21 protein-coding genes and 1 pseudogene are annotated in these 21,468 nt (G+C 68.4%); 12 read left to right on the top strand and 10 right to left on the bottom strand.

Annotation, left to right across the window (positions count from 1 at the left end; translation table 11 throughout):
* The first annotated feature begins 82 nt into the window (after window positions 1-82).
* A complete protein-coding gene (locus tag AB0B29_RS26230; RefSeq protein WP_362243931.1) occupies window positions 83-511 on the top strand; it encodes an ester cyclase in 429 nt (142 codons plus the stop codon).
* 73 nt (window positions 512-584) lie between these two features.
* Here AB0B29_RS26230 and AB0B29_RS26235 read toward each other — a convergent pair whose 3' ends face one another.
* From AB0B29_RS26235 to AB0B29_RS26250, 4 genes and pseudogenes are all read right to left on the bottom strand, one after another.
* Window positions 585-1,007 carry a hypothetical protein gene (locus AB0B29_RS26235; protein ID WP_362244095.1) on the bottom strand — a complete coding sequence of 141 codons (423 nt, stop codon included), beginning with the start codon at window positions 1,005-1,007 and terminating at the stop codon, window positions 585-587.
* Between the two features lie 204 nt (window positions 1,008-1,211).
* Window positions 1,212-1,379: pseudogene (locus tag AB0B29_RS26240) on the bottom strand (transposase); the annotation flags it as partial.
* A 168-nt stretch (window positions 1,380-1,547) separates the two neighbouring features.
* Window positions 1,548-3,437, bottom strand: a complete 1,890-nt coding sequence (locus AB0B29_RS26245; RefSeq protein WP_362243932.1) for a propionyl-CoA synthetase — start codon at window positions 3,435-3,437, stop codon at window positions 1,548-1,550.
* Window positions 3,438-3,622: 185 nt separating this feature from the next.
* A complete protein-coding gene (locus tag AB0B29_RS26250) occupies window positions 3,623-4,534 on the bottom strand; it encodes an alpha/beta hydrolase (protein WP_362243933.1) in 912 nt (303 codons plus the stop codon).
* A gap of 615 nt (window positions 4,535-5,149) precedes the next feature.
* Between AB0B29_RS26250 and AB0B29_RS26260 the strand changes: the two genes are divergently transcribed.
* From AB0B29_RS26260 to AB0B29_RS26270, 3 genes are all read left to right on the top strand, one after another.
* Entirely contained in the window at window positions 5,150-5,374 is a 225-nt protein-coding gene (locus AB0B29_RS26260) for an iron-containing alcohol dehydrogenase (RefSeq protein ID WP_055705485.1), read from the top strand.
* A 163-nt stretch (window positions 5,375-5,537) separates the two neighbouring features.
* Window positions 5,538-6,269, top strand: coding sequence for an enoyl-CoA hydratase/isomerase family protein (locus tag AB0B29_RS26265; RefSeq protein ID WP_362243934.1), 732 nt, complete (start codon window positions 5,538-5,540; stop codon window positions 6,267-6,269).
* Window positions 6,235-6,549: an enoyl-CoA hydratase/isomerase family protein gene (locus tag AB0B29_RS26270; RefSeq protein WP_362243935.1), complete on the top strand. Its 315-nt coding sequence runs from the start codon at window positions 6,235-6,237 to the stop codon at window positions 6,547-6,549. Before AB0B29_RS26265 ends, AB0B29_RS26270 begins: the two co-directional genes overlap by 35 nt.
* A 191-nt stretch (window positions 6,550-6,740) precedes the next feature.
* Here AB0B29_RS26270 and AB0B29_RS26275 read toward each other — a convergent pair whose 3' ends face one another.
* Entirely contained in the window at window positions 6,741-7,364 is a 624-nt protein-coding gene (locus AB0B29_RS26275) for a TetR/AcrR family transcriptional regulator (RefSeq protein WP_217236365.1), read from the bottom strand.
* Window positions 7,365-7,522: 158 nt separating this feature from the next.
* Between AB0B29_RS26275 and AB0B29_RS26280 the strand changes: the two genes are divergently transcribed.
* From AB0B29_RS26280 to AB0B29_RS26295, 4 genes are all read left to right on the top strand, one after another.
* Window positions 7,523-8,518, top strand: coding sequence for an NADP-dependent oxidoreductase (locus AB0B29_RS26280; RefSeq protein ID WP_362243936.1), 996 nt, complete (start codon window positions 7,523-7,525; stop codon window positions 8,516-8,518).
* A 66-nt stretch (window positions 8,519-8,584) separates the two neighbouring features.
* Window positions 8,585-9,451, top strand: coding sequence for an alpha/beta fold hydrolase (locus AB0B29_RS26285; protein WP_217236363.1), 867 nt, complete (start codon window positions 8,585-8,587; stop codon window positions 9,449-9,451).
* A gap of 31 nt (window positions 9,452-9,482) precedes the next feature.
* Complete coding sequence (locus AB0B29_RS26290; protein ID WP_362243937.1) at window positions 9,483-10,289, top strand: strictosidine synthase; 807 nt, start codon at window positions 9,483-9,485, stop codon at window positions 10,287-10,289.
* Between the two features lie 119 nt (window positions 10,290-10,408).
* Complete coding sequence (locus AB0B29_RS26295; RefSeq protein ID WP_217236361.1) at window positions 10,409-11,242, top strand: enoyl-CoA hydratase/isomerase family protein; 834 nt, start codon at window positions 10,409-10,411, stop codon at window positions 11,240-11,242.
* 252 nt (window positions 11,243-11,494) lie between these two features.
* On the opposite strand, the gene AB0B29_RS26300 is transcribed toward AB0B29_RS26295, so the two are convergent.
* Window positions 11,495-12,208 (bottom strand): SDR family oxidoreductase, encoded by a 714-nt coding sequence (locus AB0B29_RS26300; protein ID WP_362243938.1) that lies wholly within the window; start codon window positions 12,206-12,208, stop codon window positions 11,495-11,497.
* 107 nt (window positions 12,209-12,315) lie between these two features.
* Here AB0B29_RS26300 and AB0B29_RS26305 point away from each other — a divergent pair, with 107 nt between their 5' ends.
* On the top strand, window positions 12,316-12,963 hold the full coding sequence (locus tag AB0B29_RS26305) for a TetR/AcrR family transcriptional regulator (protein ID WP_362243939.1): 648 nt from the start codon (window positions 12,316-12,318) through the stop codon (window positions 12,961-12,963).
* A 348-nt stretch (window positions 12,964-13,311) separates the two neighbouring features.
* On the opposite strand, the gene AB0B29_RS26310 is transcribed toward AB0B29_RS26305, so the two are convergent.
* Window positions 13,312-13,983: a TetR/AcrR family transcriptional regulator gene (locus AB0B29_RS26310; RefSeq protein WP_362243940.1), complete on the bottom strand. Its 672-nt coding sequence runs from the start codon at window positions 13,981-13,983 to the stop codon at window positions 13,312-13,314.
* Between the two features lie 67 nt (window positions 13,984-14,050).
* Between AB0B29_RS26310 and AB0B29_RS26315 the strand changes: the two genes are divergently transcribed.
* Entirely contained in the window at window positions 14,051-14,890 is an 840-nt protein-coding gene (locus AB0B29_RS26315; protein WP_217236359.1) for an alpha/beta fold hydrolase, read from the top strand.
* A gap of 1,664 nt (window positions 14,891-16,554) precedes the next feature.
* Here AB0B29_RS26315 and AB0B29_RS26320 read toward each other — a convergent pair.
* A complete protein-coding gene (locus tag AB0B29_RS26320; protein ID WP_362243941.1) occupies window positions 16,555-17,568 on the bottom strand; it encodes an NADP-dependent oxidoreductase in 1,014 nt (337 codons plus the stop codon).
* Window positions 17,569-17,706: 138 nt separating this feature from the next.
* Between AB0B29_RS26320 and AB0B29_RS26325 the strand changes: the two genes are divergently transcribed.
* Window positions 17,707-18,180 carry a winged helix-turn-helix transcriptional regulator gene (locus tag AB0B29_RS26325; protein WP_031143657.1) on the top strand — a complete coding sequence of 158 codons (474 nt, stop codon included), beginning with the start codon at window positions 17,707-17,709 and terminating at the stop codon, window positions 18,178-18,180.
* 34 nt (window positions 18,181-18,214) lie between these two features.
* Here AB0B29_RS26325 and AB0B29_RS26330 read toward each other — a convergent pair whose 3' ends face one another.
* On the bottom strand, window positions 18,215-18,820 hold the full coding sequence (locus tag AB0B29_RS26330) for a CGNR zinc finger domain-containing protein (protein WP_362243942.1): 606 nt from the start codon (window positions 18,818-18,820) through the stop codon (window positions 18,215-18,217).
* A gap of 65 nt (window positions 18,821-18,885) precedes the next feature.
* On the opposite strand from AB0B29_RS26330, the gene AB0B29_RS26335 reads away from it, so the two are divergent.
* Window positions 18,886-19,758, top strand: coding sequence for an alpha/beta fold hydrolase (locus tag AB0B29_RS26335; protein WP_362243943.1), 873 nt, complete (start codon window positions 18,886-18,888; stop codon window positions 19,756-19,758).
* Window positions 19,759-19,986: 228 nt separating this feature from the next.
* Here the strand turns inward: AB0B29_RS26335 and AB0B29_RS26340 are convergent, their stop codons facing one another.
* Window positions 19,987-21,453, bottom strand: coding sequence for a class I adenylate-forming enzyme family protein (locus AB0B29_RS26340; RefSeq protein ID WP_362243944.1), 1,467 nt, complete (start codon window positions 21,451-21,453; stop codon window positions 19,987-19,989).
* Between the last annotated feature and the right edge of the window lie 15 nt (window positions 21,454-21,468).

Genomic DNA, 21,468 nt, shown 5'->3' on the forward strand with positions numbered 1-21,468 from the left:
TCGTCCAACCCGCCTGTTCGACCCGATTCCCCTGTCCGTCACCGGGGCGGAGCCGCTCCGTCCATCCACATTGGAGAAGCACATGCCTTCCTCGAACGTCGAGCCCCGAACGTCCGCCGCCGACTTGCACCGGCTTGCCGATGAGTACGTCAGGCGCGTCAACCTGCGCGACCTCGACGCCCTGTTCGCCCTGTACGCGCCGGACTTCCGCAACCACGCCGCCGATGGCACCACCACCGGCCTCGAGGAGGCCCGCGCGGTGCTTGCGTCGTTCCTTGACGCGGTCCCCGACTTCGCCGCCACGCCGGTCCGTGTCGTCGCCGAGGACGATTGGTTCGCGATCAGCTTCATCCTCACCGGCACGAACACCGGGTCCTTCAACGGCACTCCCGCCACCGGCCGATCGATCAAGGTGCTGGAGGTCCGCATGTTCAAGGTGGCCGACGGGAAGCTCACCGACCACTGGGGCCTCATCGACCTGGCGACGCTCTTCGCCCAGTTGCAGTCCTGAGAGGGTTACGTGAGTTGATGCCTGTTTCCCCCTTTCGGGAGGGGCAGGCGGGCCGGCCGCAGCCGCCGGGCGGCTACGGCCGCGGCTGGGTGAACAAACCCTGCCCGGTCTCGACCAGGATTCCGCGCTCGGTCAGCCGCTTGAGCTTCAGGCGGGTGTTGCTGAAGGTGTTGGACGCGATCTCCATGTCCATCGCCTCGCACACCTGCCGCGCCCGCAGCGGAGCGTCGGCCGCGGCGAATACTGCCAGGATCTGCCGGTAGGCCGGATGGTCGGGCAGCTTCGGCGCCGGCGGCGCGGGTGGCTGCGGATCGGGCAGCTCCAGCAGTGTCTTGCGGGTGATCCGGATCTCCTCAGCGGCCCTGCCGAGCTCGTCCAGCCGTGCGGTCAGCTGCTCGATCTGCTCTCCCGTCGTCTCGGCCTGCGCGGCGATCTCCCGTTCCCGCTCCTCCAGCCGGGCCAGCACCGCCCCGAGGGTCAGCTCCCCGCCGGTCATGTGCTGCGCCAGGCCGCGCTTGCGGCCCGGTACTTTTTTTGCCGCATCACACCCCGTCGACTCCGCGGGCACCCGGCCGCCGCATGCATGCTCTGGGTGTCGAGCACCACCAGGCTCGGGTCCGCTTTCCGCCGCGCCATCTCCCGCACCTGCCAGCGCAGCAGGTCGTGTACGGTCTGGTCGGTGCCGTCGTCGCGCCGCTTGGCGAAGTTGGTACATCACCGCGCCGCCCGGCGGCAGGTCCTGCGGAAGCAGGTCCCACTGACGGCCGGTGCGGCCCTGGTAGAAGAGTGAGTTGACGATCTCCCGCATCTCGTACCGTCCCTGGTGGCCGCTGACCGAACGGTGTGCGGCCTTCCACGCGACAATCACCGGCTCGATATCTCAGGTGGTCAGTTGATCGGATGCCTGGACGCGGGCCGTAGAGACGACTGCCAGGTCGCGGGGGAGACCCAGGTCGCGTGATCGGCGTCAAAGGCTCCGGTGGGGCAGTCCGCCGGGCGCTACCGCCCACCGCAAGCCAGGGAAGGCGACAGCCGATCACGGGGTGTGACCGGCGCGGCGGAGAACAGGGCGCAGGGCCTCGATGACACCGGGGTCGTCCACTGTGGAGGGGATCGGTTCGTCGTGCCCGTCGGCGATGCCGCGCATCGTCTTGCGGAGGATCTTTCCCGAGCGAGTCTTGGGCAGGGCGGCCACGACCGTGACGTCCTTGAGGGAGGCGACGGCCCCGATGCGCTCGCGTACGAGCTGGACGAGTTCGGCCTCGACCTCGCCCGGTTCGCGGTCGCTGCCGGCTTTCAGGACGACGAAGCCGCGCGGGATCTGTCCCTTGAGTTCGTCGGCGACGCCTATGACGGCGCATTCGGCGACGTCGGGGTGGGCGGCCAGGGCCTCTTCCATGCTGCCGGTGGACAGCCGGTGTCCGGCGACGTTGATGACGTCGTCGGTGCGGCCCATGACGAAGACGTAGCCGTCGTCGTCGAGGTGGCCGCTGTCGCCGGTGAGGTAGTAGCCGTCGTAGGCGGAGAGGTAGGAGGCGACGTAGCGGTCGTCGTCTTTCCAGAGCGTGGGGAGCGCGCCGGGCGGCAGGGGAAGCCTCACGACGATCGCGCCGTCGACGCCCGCGGGTACCGGCTTGCCCGAAGCGTCGAGGACGCGGACGTCCCAGCCCGGCAGCGGGCGGGTCGGGGAGCCGGGCTTGAGGGGAGCGGCTTCGATGCCCACAGGGTTGGCGACGATGGGCCAGCCGGTCTCGGTCTGCCACCAGTGGTCGATCACCGGGACGCCCAGCAGGTCGCTCGCCCAGTGATAGGTCTCGGGGTCGAGGCGTTCACCGGCCAGGAAGAGATAGCGCAGGTGGGAGAGGTCGTAGCCGGCGGTGAGCGCCCCCTTCGGGTCCTCCTTCCTGATCGCCCGGAAGGCGGTAGGCGCCGTGAACATGGTCTTGACGCCGTACTCGGCGGCCACCCGCCAGAACTGGCCCGCGTCCGGGGTGCCGACCGGCTTGCCCTCGTACAGCACCGTGGTCGCGCCGACCAGCAAGGGCGCGTAGACGATGTACGAGTGCCCGACGACCCAGCCGACATCGGAGCCGGTGAACATGGTCTCGCCCGGGCCCACGTCGTACACGGCGCCCATCGACCAGTGGAGGGCGACCGCGTAGCCGCCGCAGTCACGCACGACTCCCTTGGGCTTTCCGGTGGTTCCGGAGGTGTAGAGGATGTAGAGGGGGTCGGTTGCGGGGACGGGAACACAGTCGGCCGGTGGCGCGGTAGCCACCAGGTCGGCCCAGTCGAGGTCGTGAGGCCCCAACTCGGCCGTCTCCTGTGGGCGTTGCAGGATCACGCTCTTCTCCGGCTTGTGGACCGCGAGCTCGATCGCCCGGTCGAGCAGGGGCTTGTACGCGATCACACGCTTGCCCTCGATTCCGCAGGAGGCGGAGACGACCACTTTGGGGGCGGCGTCGTCGATGCGAAGGGCGAGTTCACGAGGGGCGAACCCGCCGAAGACGACCGAGTGGACCGCGCCGATGCGTGCGCAGGCCAGCACCGCGACAACGGCCTCGAGGACCATCGGCATGTAGATGACCACGCGGTCGCCGTGTCCCACGCCGAGCTGTGCGAGTGCTCCGGCGAAGGCCGCCACCTCGTCCCTCAGCTGTTCGTAGGTGTAGGTGCGCCGGGTGCCCGTCACGGGGGAGTCGTGGACGAGCGCGGGTTGCTCGCCCCGGCCGGCTTCGATGTGCCGGTCGAGCGCATTGAAGCAGACGTTGAGCCGTCCGTCGGGAAACCAGCGGTAGAAGGGTGCGCCCGAGGAGTCCAGAGCGCGTCGCGGAGCGACATCCCAGTCGATGCCCTCCGCCGCCTTCAGCCAGAAGCTCTCCGGGTCCTCGGTACTGGCGCGGAAGACATCTTCGTATGTTCCCATCGCGCACTCCTTTGTGGCATCAAGGGACGGTGATGTGGCTGGGTGGGGAACGGTGTCGGACACAGGCACCGCATGCCGGCCGACATGGTCTGGCAGGATGCCGGCGACCGGCGGGAACCGGTCACCGGCATCGCGGTGGTGCGGCGGTCCGGCCGAAGGGCCGCTCCGCCCAGTGTGCCTTCAGCTCACGCGCCGAGGTGCTTGCGCAGCCATTGGCCCATCTGCTGGATCGCCTGGTCCACCTCGGGTACGCGCCCGGCGCCCAGGATGAACGAGTGCTGCCCTTCGGGCATCGGGTGGACCTCTGAGGTGACCTTGAAGTCCGCGAGGCGTCGGCCGAGTTCGGCGCCGTCGTCGGCGAGGGTCTCGTACTCGCCGTAGTGGACGGTCGTGGGCGGCAGGCCGGTCAGATCGGCGTTTGCGATGCTGATCGCGGGGTCGGTGAAGTCCACGGCGGGATCCTGCAGCCAGGCTCCTCGGAAGAGTTCGAGGGTGCTCCTGCTGAGCATCTTGTCGTTGTCCTCGTTCTCGTCCACCGACGAGTTCAGGATGGTGAGGTCGGTCCACGGCGAGACGCTGACGATCGCGCCCGGCGTCGCCTCGCCCTTCGCGAGCAGGCGCAGCGGGAGCATCACCGCGAGGGTGCCGCCGATCGAGTGGCCCGTGCTGCCGATGTTCCGCGGCTCGTAGCCCTGCGAGAGCAGCCACCGGTACGCCGTCTCGGCGTCGTCGAGCTGCGCCGGGTAGGGGTGTTCGGGCGCCAGGCGGAAGTCCACGACGAGGGAGCGGGCTCCGGCTGCCTTGGCGATGTGGCCGGCGGCCTTGCGGTCCGAGTGCATGGAGGCGGTGACGGATCCGCCGAAGTGGAAGTGGAGCAGTGCCTTGTCGGGATCGGCGCCATCGGGGATGGCCCAGAGGGCGGGAACGCCGCCCGCGTCCACCTCGGCGTACGTGACGCCTTCCGGCTCGGTCGACGCCTTGTGGTTCGAGTCCACGATGTCGCGGATGACGGCCAGGTCGAGACCGGGTGTCGACGACTTCGCGCTCACGCTCGCGAGGAACTCCGCGAACTCGTGTGCCTCTCGGCTTACGCCCATGGTGGTGCTCCTTCGCAGGTTGCTGCCACGCCCACGTCCCGCGTGCAGCCAGGTTGATGTGCTGGTCCTGACGCTACTGGCTGAGTATAAGAAAGTAAACTCAGAACAGTAGGGGGCACCTCTGGCTGCGGGCGCGGCGGCGCAGTGCGGGCGACCGAGGGTGATCAACGCTCCAGAATCTCTGCCGTTGCGGATCAGCGGTCTGAGGTCCGACTGTCTGGGAGGAGCAGTCCCCCCGTCGCCTGGGCCGGTGCGGCGGAACGCCTGATGGTGATGCGTGAGGACGCCGGACTGCAGCCGTGTCTGTCTGCCGGGACCGTCCCGGATCCGACGACCGATAGGCTTGGCGCCAGCCTGTCTGTGGGGCGTTCAGGGCGGCCGGATGCGGGACTACAAGGCTCCGCACACGAACCTCAGCATCACGACAGCGCCACGGACGAGAAGATGACTCTGTTCGGGACCGGCGTTCCTGTCGGTCGCCGTCGTCGACGCGCTCAGTCGTGCCGTCGAGGCGTACGTGAGCCGCAAGGCAAATCCGCTCTCCGGCGGCCTCGCGCTGAACGCTCTCGTCCGTGCCGGGGTAGATGGCGTGGGGCGAGTCGACCATGGCACGGCATGAGCCGCCCGATCGGCGCGCACTTCCACGTCGCTCATGGTCTGTCGAACGCGATGCTCTTCCCCGCGGTGACGGCGTTCTCCGTACCGGCCGCCGAGAGCCGGTACGCCGACTGCGCCCGCGCGTTCGGAGTTGCCGCCGACGGCGACGGCGATGCCCTGGCGGCCGGGAGGTTCGTGGAGGCGCTCCGCGACCTGTGCGAGGATCTTGACCTTCAGCCGTAAATCTGCGGGTAGAGGTCCTGGATCTCGTCCACGGTGGGCGCAACGGGGTTGTTGGCGGGGTTCCGGACACGAGCGCCTGCTCAGCCATGAGGGGCGACAGTCGGCGACGGAGGAACGGTGATGGCACAACAGCCAGGTCCGCGCGGAGTACGAGATGAGACGCATGACTGACATTGCTGAGGGCGAGGTTCTCACCGATGTGCACCGGGGCGTCGGCCGGATCCTTCTGAACCGACCCAAGGCGCTCAACGCCCTGACGACAGGCATGGTCGCGGCCATTGACGGGGCGCTCGCCGCATGGGAGCACACACCGCTGTCCGCTGTGGTGATCGCCAGCACCAGTGTGAAGGCCTTCTGTGCCGGCGGCGACATCCGCACGATCCGCGAGCACAGCCTCGCTGGGGATGCCGAGGCCAGTGAGCGGTTCTTCGCCTCCGAGTACCGGCTCAACGCCCGGATCGCTGAGTATCCCGTGCCGGTCGTGTCGCTCATCGACGGCATGTGCATGGGCGGTGGTCTCGGTCTGTCGGTCCACGGCACCTTCCGCGTCGTCACCGAGCGTGCGGTGCTGGCGATGCCCGAGACCGGGATCGGTTTCTTCCCCGACATCGGGGCCAGCTACTTTCTGCCGCGGCTGCCCGGCGCGATGGGCATGTACCTGGGACTGACCGGGCACCGTCTCGACGCTGCCGACGCCCTGTACGCGGGGCTGGCCACGCACTTCGTCCCCACGGACAGGCTCGGTGCGGTCGGAGACGCCCTGGCGGACAGCCCAGGCGCCCCGGTGGACGTCGTCCTGAACCGCCTTGCCGACCGTTCGCCGGTGGGGGGCGAGCAGGCTGGCGGAGGTACGCGGGGAGATGGACTGGGCGTTCGGCGCGCCGACCCTCGGTGAGATCGAGAAACGCCTGCGTCACCTCGGCACCGCCTGGGCGTCAGACGCGTTGATCGCCTTGGAGTCCGCCTCGCCGCAGAGCTTGGAGATCACTCACAACCTGCTGGCCCGAGGCAGACAGCAGACGTTGCGCGAGTGCCTTGACGCCGAGCTCACTCTCACGCGCACGACCATCCGCACGCCGGACTTCCTGGAGGGCGTCCGAGCGGCCTTGGTCGACAAGGACCGCAGTCCCATCTGGGAACGTGAGGCGCAGGGCGGGCAGACGCCGCCGGCCTGACCGGGAGTGCAGGGTGAGCGGCTGTCCGTTGTCCGCACTGCCGCACTGCCGGACAGGTTGTTCTAGCCGAGTTGCGCGGCGCGGATCGCGGTGACGTGCCCCCGGTTCCGCCGCCGATGGTGACCACGCCGTAGCGCGTGCTCACGAAGTGCCCCCGTTCCGGGGACATGGTCGGCTCGTGGAGCGAGCGGTCATGCGGCGCGGATGTGCTGCGCCAGGGTGGCGTGGATCTGGTCGCGGATGTCGGCGAGCACGGCCTCGTCGCTGCGGTGCGGGCACACGGTGGCGGTGGTGCTGATGTGGATGATCGCGGTGATCACCCGCGCCAGCGTTGCCGCGTCGGCGGCGCCGATGTCCTCGTTGCGCGTGAGCAGGCCGGTGATGCCGTCCTCGACGCGGCCGGCAAGGGTCAGACCCACTTGCCGGTATGGCTCGGCCGGGTCGCCGAAGACAAGTTCGCGCAGATAGGTGCGGCCGTTCTCGAGGTGCTCCCGCACGCACTCCACCAGGGGGCGGATGAGAGCGATGACCCGCTCCAGCGCGCCCTGTCCGACGGCGGCGTCGGCGGCGGCGAGGCCGGAATCGACGGCGGCGGCGAACTTCTCGTTCTGCACCATGATCAGCAACTCGGCCTTCGTGGACGCGTACAGGTAGAGCGTCCCGATGGCGACATCGGCCCGGCGGGCGACCTGCTGCGTCGTGACCCTGTCGACGCCGTGTTCGGCGAACAGCTCGCGGGCGGCGGTCATGATGCGCTCGCGCTTGTCCTGTTTGGCCCTCTCGCGGCGCCCGATCGGCATGTGATCGCTTCCCATGGGAACCCCCCTTGACAAGAATTATGAGTGGACTCATAGTTGAGTGTACTCGGATTGACCGGATGGGGCGAGGTTGTGAGGCTCCCGGATGTCGCGCCGGGTTTGCCGATCCAGTCTCAGACCTGGATAAATAGGACAAATATTAGGAGTGGCGCCCCATGCGAGCGTTCGTCGTCACCAAGTACAAGGAGCCGCTGCAAGAGGCGGAGGTCCCCGAGCCCACCGTGGGGGAGCACGACGTGCTTGTGCGAGTGGAGGCCGCCGGGCTGAACCCGCTGGATGAGAAGATCCGCGCCGGTGAGTTCAAGCAGATCCTGCCCTACAAGCTGCCGCTGATCCTGGGCAACGACGTCGCGGGCACCGTCATCCGCGTCGGGACGGCGGTTCGCGGCTTCCAGCCCGGAGACGAGGTCTACGCCCGGCCCCACCAGGACCGCATCGGCACGTTCGCCGAGCGCATCGCCGTAGCGGAGGGTGACCTGGCGCTCAAGCCCGCTTCGATCAGCATGGAAGAGGCCGGCTCGCTGCCGCTGGCGGCGCTCACGGCATGGCAGGCGCTGGTGGAGCGCGGGAAGCTGCGGCCCGGGCAGAAGGTGCTCATCCACGCCGGCGCCGGCGGGGTCGGTTCGATCGCGATCCAGCTCGCCGCGCACCTCGGCGCGAGCGTCGCCACCACCGCCAGCGGTTCCAACGCGGACTATGTACGCGCGCTCGGCGCGGACACGGTGATCGACTACCGCACCCAGGACTTCGAGCAGCTCCTGACCGGCTACGACCTGGTGTTGGACAGCCTCGGTGGGGAGACCCTCGAGAAGTCCCTGCGGGTGCTCAGGCCCGGCGGCAAGGCCATCGGGATAGCCGGTCCCCCGGACCCCGCGTTCGCCCGCCAGGCCGGCCTGAATCCGCTGCTGCGCCTGGCGGTCACAGCCCTGAGCCGCAAGATCCGCAAGCAGGCCAAGAAGCTCGGCGTGACGTACGAGTTCCTGTTCATGCGCGCCAGCGGCGACCAGCTCCGCCAGATCACCACCCTCATCGACCAGGGCGTGGTGCGCCCGGTCGTGGGCAAGGTGGTCCCCTTCGACCAGACCCCGCACGCGCTGCAGTCGCTGTCCCAGGGCGGCATCCGCGGCAAGGCCGTCATCGGCAACAGCTGACCCGCCGCAACCGCGATGGGCGACACGAAACACACAGCGACACAGAACACGCAAGGAGAATCCGTCATGAGCAGCACTGACACCCCGAACGAAGCCGTCATCACCTCCTACGCGAAGGCCCCGGCCCGCACCGTCAGCGCCGGTGGCGTCACGTACGCCTACCGCGAGCTGGGCCCGAAGGGCGGCATCCCCGTCGTCTTCTTCGTCCACCTCGCCGCGACCCTGGACAACTGGGACCCCCGCATCATCGATCCCATCGCGAAGGGCCGTCACGTCATCGCCTTCGACAACCGCGGTGTCGGAGCGTCCACCGGTCAGGTGCCGGACAGTGTCGAGGCGATGGCCGACGACGCCTACACCTTCATCAAGGCGCTCGGGTACGACAAGATCGACGTCTTCTCCTTCTCCCTCGGCGGCATGGTCGCCCAGGCCCTGGTGGTGAAGCACCCCGAGCTCGTCCGCAAGCTGGTCCTCACCGGCACCGGGCCCAAGGGCGGCAAGGACATGGACAAGGTAGCCAGAGTCACCTACTGGGACATCCTGCGCGCCACGTTGACCCGTTCGGACCCCAAGGAGTTCCTGTTCTTCAACCGCAACGCCACCGGCAAGCCCGCCGCACGCGCGTTCGTCAACCGGCTCAAGGAGCGCACCGTCGACCGCGACGTGGACATCAAGACCAAGGCGTTCCAGACGCAGCTGAAGGCGATCAAGAAGTGGGGGCGCTCCGCCCCTGACGACCTGTCGTCGATCACGCAGCCCACCCTGATCGCCAACGGCGACAACGACCGCATGGTGCCGTCGGTCCTGTCGGAGGACCTGCACCGGCGCATCAAGGGCAGCGAGCTGATCATCTACCCCGACTCCGGGCACGGCGGCATCTTCCAGTACCACCAGGAGTTCGCCCCCGTCGCGGTCGAGTTCCTGGCCCGATGACCACCACCTGACCAGGAAAAAGGGCAACATCATGCGCACGTCACCGGTCGCCGCGCCCCCGGAAGTGAGGAAGCCTCTCGCCTCCTCGATCCTGCTGTGGGTGCGCACCGACCAGCCCCGCCAGACCGGCATGGACCACTGGAAGGGCCCGCACTCAGGGATCATCTCCGCCACCCCGGGTCTGGAGGAGTACCGGCAGATCCACCTCGCCGAGCACAACACGGGCCTGTGGCCGGCCATCGACGGGGTCCAGACCGCGATCCCCGCCGACCGGAAGATCGACGGCGTCGCGGAAGTCACCTTCCAATCGGTGCTTGCACCCCTGAAAGGGCGCGAGCAGACGAAGCTGGCCTACGCCGACGAGATCAACGTGTTCCGCCGCACCCTGCTCTACGCCGGCCCGCCGAACTCCTCTCGGTGGTACGACGTCGCAGGCCGCGGAGAGGCGGTCGGTGCCCGCGCGCTGATCTACCTTCGCCGCAGGGACGGGGTCGGCGCCGGCGCCTTCCGGAAGTTCGTCAACAAGCAGCTCGCCCCCGCGCTCGCCGGCACCGGAGTGCTGAAGGAACTGCGCACGCAGACGTTCCTGCCCTGGACGAAAAAGCTCTGGGACACCCCGGACGTCGCCCACGACAACCCCCACGACCAGCACTTCCACGCCTCGGTCAGCCTCGGGTTCACCGACACCGCGGCACGGGACGCCTTCTTCACCGGCAACGCGATCGAGGACCTGTCCAACCGGCTGGCACCGCAAGTCTCCGCGATCCACGCCTACGACGTCGCCGCCGCCCTCACCTACGTCAAGAACGGCGAGATCCTCCCGTACTACCAGGAGTGAGCAGCGCAGACGGGAAGCGGGACCGCCGGATCTGCTCGGCACATCCATCCGCCCCGGCTTCCTTGCCCTCCTCACACCCCCATCGCCGTCTGATACCCACCACGCATCCGGAGCCAGCCATGAGCGAGCAGCAGAGCACCATCCACTACGAGCGCACCTCACCGCAGATCGCGAAGATCACCTTCGCCAACCCGCCCGTCAACCTGATCGTCGGCGATACGGTCCTGCGCCTCATCGAGATCGTCACCGAACTGGCCACCGACCCGGACATCCAGGTCGTGCTGTTCGACAGCGCCACCCCCGACTTCTTCTACAACCACTTCGACCTGGCCGCCGCCGCCGACTTCCCCGCCCCCGAGGACCCGGACGCGGTTCCGGCATGGACGAATCTGGTCCTGGAACTCTCCAAAGCGCCGTACATCACGATCGCGGCCATCCGTGGACGCACCCGCGGCGGCGGGAACGAGCTCGCCCTCGCCCTCGATCTGCGCTACGCCAGTCGTGAGAAGGCGATCTTCGGACAGCCCGAGGTCGGCAGCGGACTGCTGCCCGGCGGTGGTGGCAGCGAACGCCTGCCCCGGGCCATCGGCCGCGACCGCGCCCTGGAAGCCATCCTCACCAGCGACGACTACGACGCCGACACCGCCGAACGCTGGGGCTGGATCACCCGCGCCCTCCCCGACAGCGAACTCGACGCCTTCGTCGGCACCGTCGCCGCCCGACTCGCCTCCTTCGACCGCACCTCACTCGCCTCGGCCAAAGCCCAGATCAACCGGGCAACCCTGCCCCCGGACGGGGACCTGGTCGCCGCGTACGGCGAGTTCGCCCACTCCCTCACCCTTCCCGGTTTCCTCACCCGGGCCGCAGGCACGCAGGCCGTCGTCGAACAGGCCGGCATCGACTTCGAGTACCGTCTCGGGCACTACATCGGCATCGCCAACCAGCAAAGCTGACACCCATCAGAAAGTGAGCACGGACGCAGCGGATGCTGCGTCCGTCCTCATTTGCCGCGGGGCCCACCTGATTTCCGACGTCTTCGGCACGATGGTCGGATCGGGCTGCTGCCGGATCGACCGCCGATGTCCTCCACCGCTCGATGGCCGCTACAGTGCACCGCTTCTGGACACCGGTCGGCCGACCGTTCGCACGCCATGGATCACTGGGTCCCTGACGTGAAGAGATCGCGTCGGGACCGAACAACAAGCTCAGGCTTCCGTGCTGTGCAGGTCCGGGTAAAGCGCCTCGACCGGGCCGCTCAGAGCCGCCTTGACCCCCTTGGTCAAGTCGTCGGCCAGGACCTCGTATTCTCCGGCCTCGACGGCGTCGTAGACGGTCGTCACCAGCTGTGTCGGCAGCATCTTGGGGCCGTCGGCGTGCGCGGCCATATCGGTGTCGACGTAGCCCATGTGCACCCCCGTCACGTGGACGCCCATGGGTGCGAACTCGATGCGCAACGAGTTGGTGGCCGACCACAGTGCGGCCTTGGAGGCGCTGTAGGCGCCGCCGAAGGCATACCAGCTGGCAACGGAGTGCACGTCGATGAGGACTGACCCCTTGTTGGCGGCGAGGATCGGTGCGAAGGCGCGGGCGAGGAAGACCGGTCCGAAGAAGTTCGTCTCCATGTTCGCCCGGATGTCTGCCTCGGTGACGTCCAGCAGGCTCGTGCTCGGCGGGGTGGCGCCCGCGTTGTTGACGAGCACGGTGACATCCGCCGCGGCGGCCACGGCCGCGTCGATCGACGTGCGGTCGGTCACGTCAAGGGTCAGGGGGACGATGCGGTCGTCGTCCCAGGCGCGGGGGGAGCGGGCGGTGGCGTAGACCTTGACGGCGCCGCGCGCCAGGGCGTCGTGGACGAAGTGGGTGCCGATACCGCCATTGGCGCCGGTGACGAGGACGACTGCTCCATCGAGGGAGGGCATGGGTTCCTTCTTTCCGAGGGGGATGTGAAGTACGTGGCTGCGCACGGATGGGGCAAGGACACATCGCCCCGCGATGGAAGAATGAGCGGAGCCACATTCGAGCCCACATGACATTGAGTACAATCATAACTGATTACAGTCAGAATCTATTCCTGGAGGACACCGCCATGCCTCTCGGACGGCGCGAGCGGAACAAGCAGGAAAAACTCGACCGCATTGTCGCTGCCGCCAGTGATCTGTTCGCCGAACGCGGCGTCGATGAGGTCACGACCCAACAGATCGCGGACAAGGCCGACATCGGCACCGGGACCCTGTTCCTTTATGCCAAGACCAAGGGCGAACTCCTCCTCCTTGTCCAGAACGCCAAGTACGTCGAAGCACTTGAGCGGGGCCGGGCGGACGCCGAGACCGTCCCAGGCGTGCTGGACGCGGTGCTGGCGATCGTCCGGCCGATCGTCGAGTGCAACCGCGTCCAGATCGACAACGGACGCACCTACCTGCGAGAGATGGTCTTCGGTGACCCCGAGGAGCCCCGGCACGGCGCGGCACTCGCCATCGTCGCGCAAACCGAGGAGGCCGTCGCCGCCGTGCTACGCCGAGACGAGCGGGTCACCGAGGGCGACGCCGCGACGCTGGCACACATCGTGTCCGCCGTGATGTTCCTCAGCATGGCGGTGAGCGTGAACATCGCCTTGAGCGTGGAGGAGATCGTGCAGGACATCCGGGGGCAGGTCGAGGTCCTGCTGCCTCGCTGAAGTGCGGCCCGGTCTCCGGCCCGGGTGGCCATCCGGGCAGTCCTCGGTTGCGGTATGGCCCGAATCCCCGAATGGCAGGTCATCCGGCCGTTGCTGCCCATACCGGTACGACTGGACGGCTGGGGCAGCCGGCAGGAGGGCTACCGCCACCGCGTGCTGCTGGGATTCCCGAGATTGCCCACCTGTACGGCGTCGGGTCCCACTCCCACCCCGCGCCTAGACCGCGCGCTGAGGAAGGTCGCTCGAAGGGGCGGCGGGGTGGTTCTGCCGGTGTTCGCACTGAGGCGACTGGGAGCCGGCCTCGTGCTGTTCAAGGTACTGAGCTGGGCTTGCGTCGGTCGGCTGCGGTCAGGCTTCCGGACTGCTTGCCGCCGGCTGGTCGCTGTTGCCCTGTGCCAGTGACGCGAGAATCTCCTTGCGGCAGACATCGAGGATTTCGTCCGCCAACGGAGAGCCGTCCGGGCATGCCCGCGACAACATGATCGCGCCGACCGAATGGGCGAGCACGTCGATCACCATCATGCGGGCCGCGCGCTGGTCCGCATCCCCCGGCGTATCGGTTGGGGGCTGAAGGGCCGTCAGCAGGTTCTCGATCCCGGCCGCGAACTCTGTTTTGAGGTCCGCCGACTGACGTGCGGCGTCGCCGCCGAGGGCCGCGATGGTGCAGCCGTCGCCGCGCCCGTCGCGATGCTCCCGTGAGACGTAGCGCTCGACGAACTCGGCGGGGTCCAGACCTTCTGCCCGTGCCGCGGTCGTCGAGAGCCCGCTTGCGGACGCTTCGGCCATCAGGTCGGCCTTGGAGCGGAAGTGCTTGTAGAACCCGCCATGGGTGAACCCGGCGGCTGCCATCAGCTCTGCCACGCCGACACCGTCATAGCCGCGCTCCCGGAACAGCCTGGAGGCTGTCGCGACGATGTGGGCACGGTTCTGCTCTGCCTGTGCCTTGGTGACCCGCATGTCCAGCCGTCCCTTCGTCGGTCGACGCTCGACGGTCCAGCATACATAGATGTCGATCGACATCTAAGACCTTGACTTTTTAGATTACGATCGTCATATTATTGTTCACCCCTCCAGAAAGGCTCAGGCCATGAGTGACACGCATGTGACCGCACCGACTCAGTACATCGAGGTTGACGGCGACCGGTTCGCCTACCGGCGCTGGGGCAAGCCCTCGGGCGTCCCGATCTTCCTGGTCCAGCACTTCCGCGGAGGGATGGACAACTGGGACCCGCTGCTCACCGACGGCCTGGCCGAAGGCCGGGAGGTCATCCTGTTCAACGGCCGCGGCGTCGCCTCGTCATCGGGCACGCCGCGTAACCGGATCGAGGACATGGCCGACGACATCGCCGCGGTCATCCGGGCACTGGGGCTGGAGCAGGTCGACCTGCTCGGCTTCTCGCTCGGCGGTTTCCAGGCGCAGGAAGTCACGCTGCGCCACCCCCAGCTGGTGCGCAAGCTCCTCCTGCTCGGCACCGGCCTCCGAGGTGGGGACCCGACAAGTGACCCCCAGGTGCCTCAGTACGCCCTGAACCCGGTCCCCACCCTGGAGGACTTCCTCTTCCTGTTCTTCGGCCGCTCGGAAGCCGCGAAGCAAGCGGGCAAGGCCTTCTGGGAGCGCCGTCACCAGCGGGTCGACCAGGACCCGCCGAGCTCGCCCGCGGTCGCACAGGCGCAGTTCGAAGCGACTATGGCCTACGCGGAACCGCTGCCGGGCGAGAACCCCTACGCCCACCTGAACGCGATCACCCAGCCGACGCTGGTCCTCAACGGCGAGAACGACGTGATGATCGCCTCGATCAACTCCTGGCACCTCGCCCAGAACATCCCCAACGCTCAGCTGCTGATCTACCCCGATGCCGGGCATGGAGCGCAGTTCCAGTATCCCGAGCGGTTTCTGAAGCACGCCATTCAGTTCCTCGACGAGTAACGCCTGCAGGGCTTCGGTGCAGTCGCTGACGCCTGGTCCGTGCGCGAGAATCCGGCAGGCCGGACCCCGGCCGCCGGAGCGGCTGGCTCAGGTAGGCGCATCCTCCGTGAGCGAGGCGGGGTGCGCCGTCGCCCGGCCGCCCTGCCCGCTCCCACGGTGTCCACCGCCGCGACCCTCCGGCCGGGACGGCTGATACGTGCCGCACGGGCGTCGAAGACGTGGGCGCCGGCCGCGCCGTCGGTGACCACGACGAGGAGCGCCTGAGTTCCAGCCACTGGGCGGCGATCCGCTCGATCGTGGTATCCGGGCAGAGCCACTCGACGCCCTCGCTGCTGGCCTTGACGACGTGGGCGACGCCGCTCCTTCCAGCGTGCCCCGGGCCGGTCCGCTGGGCGAGTCGGCCCGGGGGCGGCAGGGAGAGCCGCCGGACCAGTCCCTGAGGCTCCGCTCGCCGAGACGAGGGCCGTACAGGGCCCGACCGCCGCCGCCGAGCTGCCCGAGCTCGGTCATCAGCGCAACGCCGGTCTGGATCTCGTCCGCTGTCCAGCAGGTGAATCCTTGATCATCGGTAGTCGGCTGCGCGCTACGCCCGACGTCCTTTCGCACGCCAGGCGCCTGGGGGGTGTCGGATTCAGGAGGGCCCGGGCGGCGCGGGCCTGCTGCGGTTGGCAGTGGAAGAACGGTGCCGCCGCTGTGCAGTGGCCGATGTCGAGAGCCGGCCGGCGGATGGCCTCCTCGTACAGAGCGAGAGTGCGGCGCAGGTCGGTGTTCTCCTTCCGTGGCCGGCTCAGGTTGGCTTCCGTACGTACGTCGGATCCGGAGGGTTCCGTCGGCGTCGCAGGCCGGGCCGGCGCCGGGATGCGGGGCCGGAAGCGCACGTGACCAGGGCGGCGTAGTGCCGCGGCTGGCACTTGCCGCACCATCGTGCCGCCAGCCCCGTCCCGCCACGGCGACCACACCGAAGCCCGCGCGCTGACGGATGGGATCGGCCCTGACGACGTCCTGCCCACAGGTAGAAGTCGTTGACCGTGGACACCTCCCGGCCCCAACTCGCCTCTTCCGAACGAGGGCCACGCTCATCACGACGCCGCCGCCACTCGAACGCCGCTCGGTGGTCCATGGACGCATCACGCCGGTCCCGCCTGCGTCGCGTGAACCACAGGAAGGCCACGTATGTGCGCAGGTCCCGGGCATGAGCGTGTCGGCGAACGTTCAGACCGTCGCGCGCAGCAGATCGGGACCCGGCGCGGCGAGGTTGTCCTCGGCGAGGGCGTGCGGGGGCACTGGCAGGTGCGGTCATCGTGCTGACGTCCTTCGGGCTTCGACACCTCGAAGATCAGCCGATGGCCGTTCATCTATGCGGGCACCGACCCGATGCCGGAGCAAACCCCGGATCAGGTCGAACCCGTACACCACTTCCCTGGATGCAATCCAAGGCACGCGGGGCACGGGGCTCCGCAGACTGCCGCGGCCGCCGGCAGCCCTCGGATTCAGGGTCGGAGCAGAGGGCGCCGTGGGACAAATCCCCTGTCCGTCATGAGCGTCGAGACACGCGAGCCGTCGATGTTGTTCCGCCCGACGCGGCGAGCGTCTCTCGCCCCTGCCGTCGCGTCGTCGTGCCCCGCGTGATCATGCCAGGAGGATGCCGTGTGGCCGGCCTGATCTCAGTTGCTGTCGGGCGTCATCGAGACCACGACCTTGCCGGCCTTGGTGCGACCTTGCTCGACGTACGCCATCGCCTCGAGCGTCCGATCGAACGGGAAGGTGCTGTCGATGACCGGGCGGAGCTTCCCGCTGTCGTACAGGGCGCCGAGCTCGCGCAACTGGTAGCCATTGGCCTGCATGAAGAAGAACTGGTAGCGAACGCCCAGGGCCTTCGCCCGCTTGCGGATCTTGCGGCTGAGCACGTTCATGACCAGCCCCATGAAGGAGGGGGCGCCGAGCTGCCTGGCGAACCCGGCGTCCGGCGGGCCCACGACGCTGACAGCCAGGCCGCCGGGCTTCAGCACGGTCAGCGACTTCTCCAGGTTCGCCCCGCCCACGGCGTCCAGCACCAGGTCGTAGCCGGACAGCTCCTTGGAGAAGTCCTCCTTGGTGTAGTCGACGACGACGTCGGCACCGAGGCTTCGGACCAGCTTCTCGGAATCAGTGCTCGCGGTCGTCGCCACGGTGGCACCGAGGTGTTTGGCGAGCTGGATGACCGTCGATCCGAGACCGCCGGCACCGGCGTGGACGAGCACCTTCTGACCCGGCTTCACATGGGCCTGGTCCACGAGGACCTGCCAGGCGGCCAGGGCCACCAGCGGCACCGCGGCCGCCTCCTGCGGGGTGAGCGACGCCGGCTTGGGCGCGACGTCGTCCATGTCGATCGCGATGTACTCCGCGAAGCCTCCGATCCGCAGGTCGCGCGGACGGGCGTAGACCTCGTCGCCGACCTCGAGGCCGCGCACGGCGGAACCGACCCGCGTCACGACGCCGGCCACGTCATGACCGAGCACGAACGGAGGCTTGTACTTCAACAGCTGTTTGAACTCCCCGTTGCGGACCATCTTGTCCAGCGGGTTGATGCTCGCGGCGCTCACCCTGACCAGAACATCGCGGTCACCGACGCTGGGCTCGGGTACCTCGGCGGCGCGCACGCCGTCCTTGCCGTACTTCTCGACGACGAATGCCTTCATGCCGGCCGCCTTTCCACGTGATCTTCTCGGTCGCCTGCGTGTGGTCATGACGCTACTGGCTGAGTATAGAAAAGTAAACTCACGTCGGGTTAGAATCACCCCATGGATGCGAGGACCGAAGCTCTTCAGGACGCCGGCATGGATACCCGACTCGACCGGGACATGTCGAACTGCTCGATCGCCCGGACCCTTGAGGTCGTGGGTGAGAAGTGGACGATCCTGATCCTGCGCGAGGTCTGGTACGGCTCGTCCCGCTTCAGTGACTTCGAACGTGTCCTCGGCTGTCCCCGGAACCTTCTCGCGGCACGGCTTCGGATGCTTGTCGAGGAAGGGATCCTGGCCACCGAGACCTATAAGGAGCCGGGTTCGCGGAGCCGGCCGAAGTACGTGATCACACCGAAGGGCGTGGATCTGGTCCCGGCCGTGATGGGGCTCCTGCAGTGGGGCGACCGCTACCGCGCCGACCCGGAGGGCCCGGCCGTACTGACGCGACACCGAGGATGCGGTGCGCACGTCGATGCCCAGATCCGCTGCGAACGCGGCCACGCCGTGCAGGCGGAGGACATCGAGAGTGTCCCCGGCCCCGCATTTCGTCTGAGGCCCGCGGAGTGAGCTGAGTGCGGTGGCGGCAGGAGTCCGGGTGGGCTCAGTCCGCCGGGGTGCGCTCACTCCGTCTGGCTCGGGCCTGGTGGAGGCGGACTTTGGTGCGGTTGCCGCAGCGGGACATCGAGCACCAGCGGCGGTTGTGGGCGGGGGAGCGGTCCAGGAAGCGCAGGGCGCATGTGTCCGCGCCGCACACGCGTACGCGCCGGATCTCGGTCGACAGGAGCAGGTCTACGGCGTCCTGCGCGATCAGTGCCAGCGCGGTCGCGGGATCAGGTGCCATGGTCGTGGTGCCGGCGGGCTCCAAGTGGCCGCCTTTGATGGCGATTTGCGGCGCCGGCCGGGGCGCCTGTGCTGCCGATCCGTTGAGCAGCACGACGTCGCTGGAGGAGGGCAGTCGGCCGTCGGAGACCGCGAGTACGGCCCGGTCGACCGCCTCGCGCAGCCGTCGGCCCGATGCCAGGACGGCGGCATCCACGGGATCCGGGATGCCCGGTGCGAGCAGTCCGGCCCGCTGAAGCCAGAGGGTGAGATCGCCCGGGTTCCGGAGCGTCTCCCCCGGCGTGGGTCGCCACCGGTGGCGGAGGGTGTTGGTGAAGTCCAGACAGACCCGCCCGCCGTCCCAGATCCACGTGTCGTCCGTTGCCACGCCTTCATTCTGCACGCTAGGTTTAACCCCCTAAGAGGGTTAGTTCGTGCCGGGGAGGCGCAGCCGTGGGACAGCCCACCGTGACCACGGGCGTGACGCAGGTGGACGGGGTTCGCCTGCACTACCTCCGAGCGGGATCCGGTCCTCTGCTCGTCCTGCTCCACGGCTGGCCGCAGACCTCCGACTGCTGGCAGCCGGTGCTGGCGGATCTTGCCGCCGACCACACCGTTGTGGCACCCGACCTGCGTGGCTACGGCCTGAGCGACAAGCCCTCGACCGGATACGACAAGCGGCGGATGGCCGCCGACATGGCGGGCCTCGTCGAAGCACTCGGCTTCGAGACGACCGCCGTCGTGGGTCACGACCGGGGCGCCCGCGTGGGGCACCGCTGGGCGCTGGACCGCCCCGATCAGGTGGAACGGCTGGCTGTGCTCGACATCGTGCCGACCCGGGAGATGTTCCGCCGACTGGACGCCTCGCTCGCCTCCGGGTACTGGCACTGGCTGTCCCAGATGCAGCCCGACCTTCCCGAGCGGCTCGTGGGGCACGACATACGCGGGTATCTCGAGTACTTCTTCGAGCGGTGGACCTATAACCGCCACGGGCTGACACCCGAAGCGGTCGACGGAAATGTCCGAGCCTTCTCCCGCCCGGGTGCCATGCGCGCGAGTTTCGACGACTACCGCGCCATGGAGCAGGACGTCGTCCTCGACGACATCGACGCCGCCGAGGACCGCCGCCTCACCATGCCGGTACTGGCGCTCTGGGGTTCCGCAGGGCTGCCCTCCCGCCTGCCGACGCTGGAGATCTGGCGCGCCTACGCGGACGACGTCACCGGAGCAGAAATCCCGGAGTGCGGCCACTTCATCCCCGAAGAGCAACCGGAGGCGCTGCTGGGCCATTTGCGGTCGTTCCTGGCCGTCGAGGCGAGTCGGTGACCCTGCCACCGTGACGAGAGCGGCGCCCCTGCGGGTCCACAGTCTCACTGGCCGGCCGGGGCAAGTCGTCCGAGCAGCCTCCCGGACCGAGGGGCGGCCCAGTTGCTTCCGGTTGGGCCGCCCCTCAGTCAGATCCTGGCCGAGACCGGGACACCCGCCGAAGCGTCCCCGCGGCCGCGCTGTCGGATAGGCGCTGCCTGGGCATCCAGGCTCGGCGCGTGGTGAATCTCAGGAAACCGCGACGTGGGCAGCGCGCAAGGAGGCTTTGTCGATCTTCCCGACCGCGTTCTTCGCTATGGCCTCCACCACGAAGAAGTCGGTCGGACGCTTGAAGCCGGTGAGGCTGCGCGCACAGAGCTCCCGCAGCGCCGTCAGATCGACGGCCACGCCTGGTCGCGGCTGTATGTAGGCCACGACCACCTCTCCCCACTTCTCGTCGGGTACGCCGATCACGGCGGCTTCGAGCACCGACGGGTCGCCTGTGAGGACGTCCTCGATCTCCTTGGGGTAGATGTTCTCCCCACCACGGATGATCATGTCCTTCGAGCGCCCGACCAGGGTCAGATAGCCCTCGGCGTCGAGGTGACCCACATCGCCCGTGTGCAACCAGCCGTCGACGATGACTCTGGCCGTTTCCTCGGGGCGGCCGAGATAGCCACGCATGACGTTGGGGCCCTTCACGAGGACCTCACCGTCCGTGCCCGGCCCCACCTCGGTACCTTCGGCGTCGACGATCCGAATCTCCTGGCCGGGGAAGGGAAGTCCCACGGTGCCGGCACGTCGCGGGCCCGCGACGGGGTTGACGGTGGACCCGCAGGTTCCTTCGGACAAGCCGTACCCCTCGACAAGAGGGAACCCGTACCGGGCTTCGAACCGGTTCAGCAGCTCGGCGGAGGCAGGTGCGGCGCCACAGACTCCGAACCTCAGCGACGATGTGTCGGGCCGCACGTCGTCCGGGAGCGCAGCGAGCATGCTGTAGATCGTCGGCACGGCGCTGAAGAAGGTGGGGCGCTCCTGCTCGACGAGGTCGAAGAAGCTGTGCGGGTCGAACCGGCGGCCCGCGATGACGACGCTCGCCCCCGCGAGAAGAGGCGTGAGAATGCTGACCACGATGCCGTTGACGTGGAAGAGCGGCAGGATCAGCAGGCACCGGTCGGCGGGCCCGATGTCCAGGGACAGGCGGCCCATCTCCGTCATGGCGTCGATGTTGGCGTGGTCCAGCATCACGCCCTTGGGCGTCCCGGTGGTGCCGCTGGTGTATATGAGAAGAGCCAGCGCGGACGAGTCCACATGCGGTGTGTGATCCGAACTCGCCCCTTCCGTGTGCAGTGCGCCGACGGCGAGTACGGCAGTACCGTCCGTGACGGGCGCCTCGCGGTCTTCGACCACCAGCAGACGCGCACCGGAGTCCTTGACCTGCCGGTCCACCTCGACGTCGGTCATGCTCGGGTTGACCGGCGTGATGGTAGCGCCGATCCGCCAGGCGGCGAACAACAGCAGCACGAACTCGATGCGGTTCGTCAGCTTGAGGGCCACCACATCGCCGGGACCGATGCCGAGGTCCTGGAGCTGACGCGCTGCCGCACGGACGCGGTCCAGCAACTGAGCGTTGGTGAGTGACTGGCGCCCGTCCGAGACCGCTGCCCCATCGGGGTCGAGAGCGGCGCGACGGTCGGGCAGTGAAGCGAAGTTCATGGCGGGCGTACCTGT

It is taken from the genome of Streptomyces tibetensis (assembly GCF_040647715.1).
GTDB lineage: Bacteria > Actinomycetota > Actinomycetes > Streptomycetales > Streptomycetaceae > Streptomyces > Streptomyces tibetensis_A.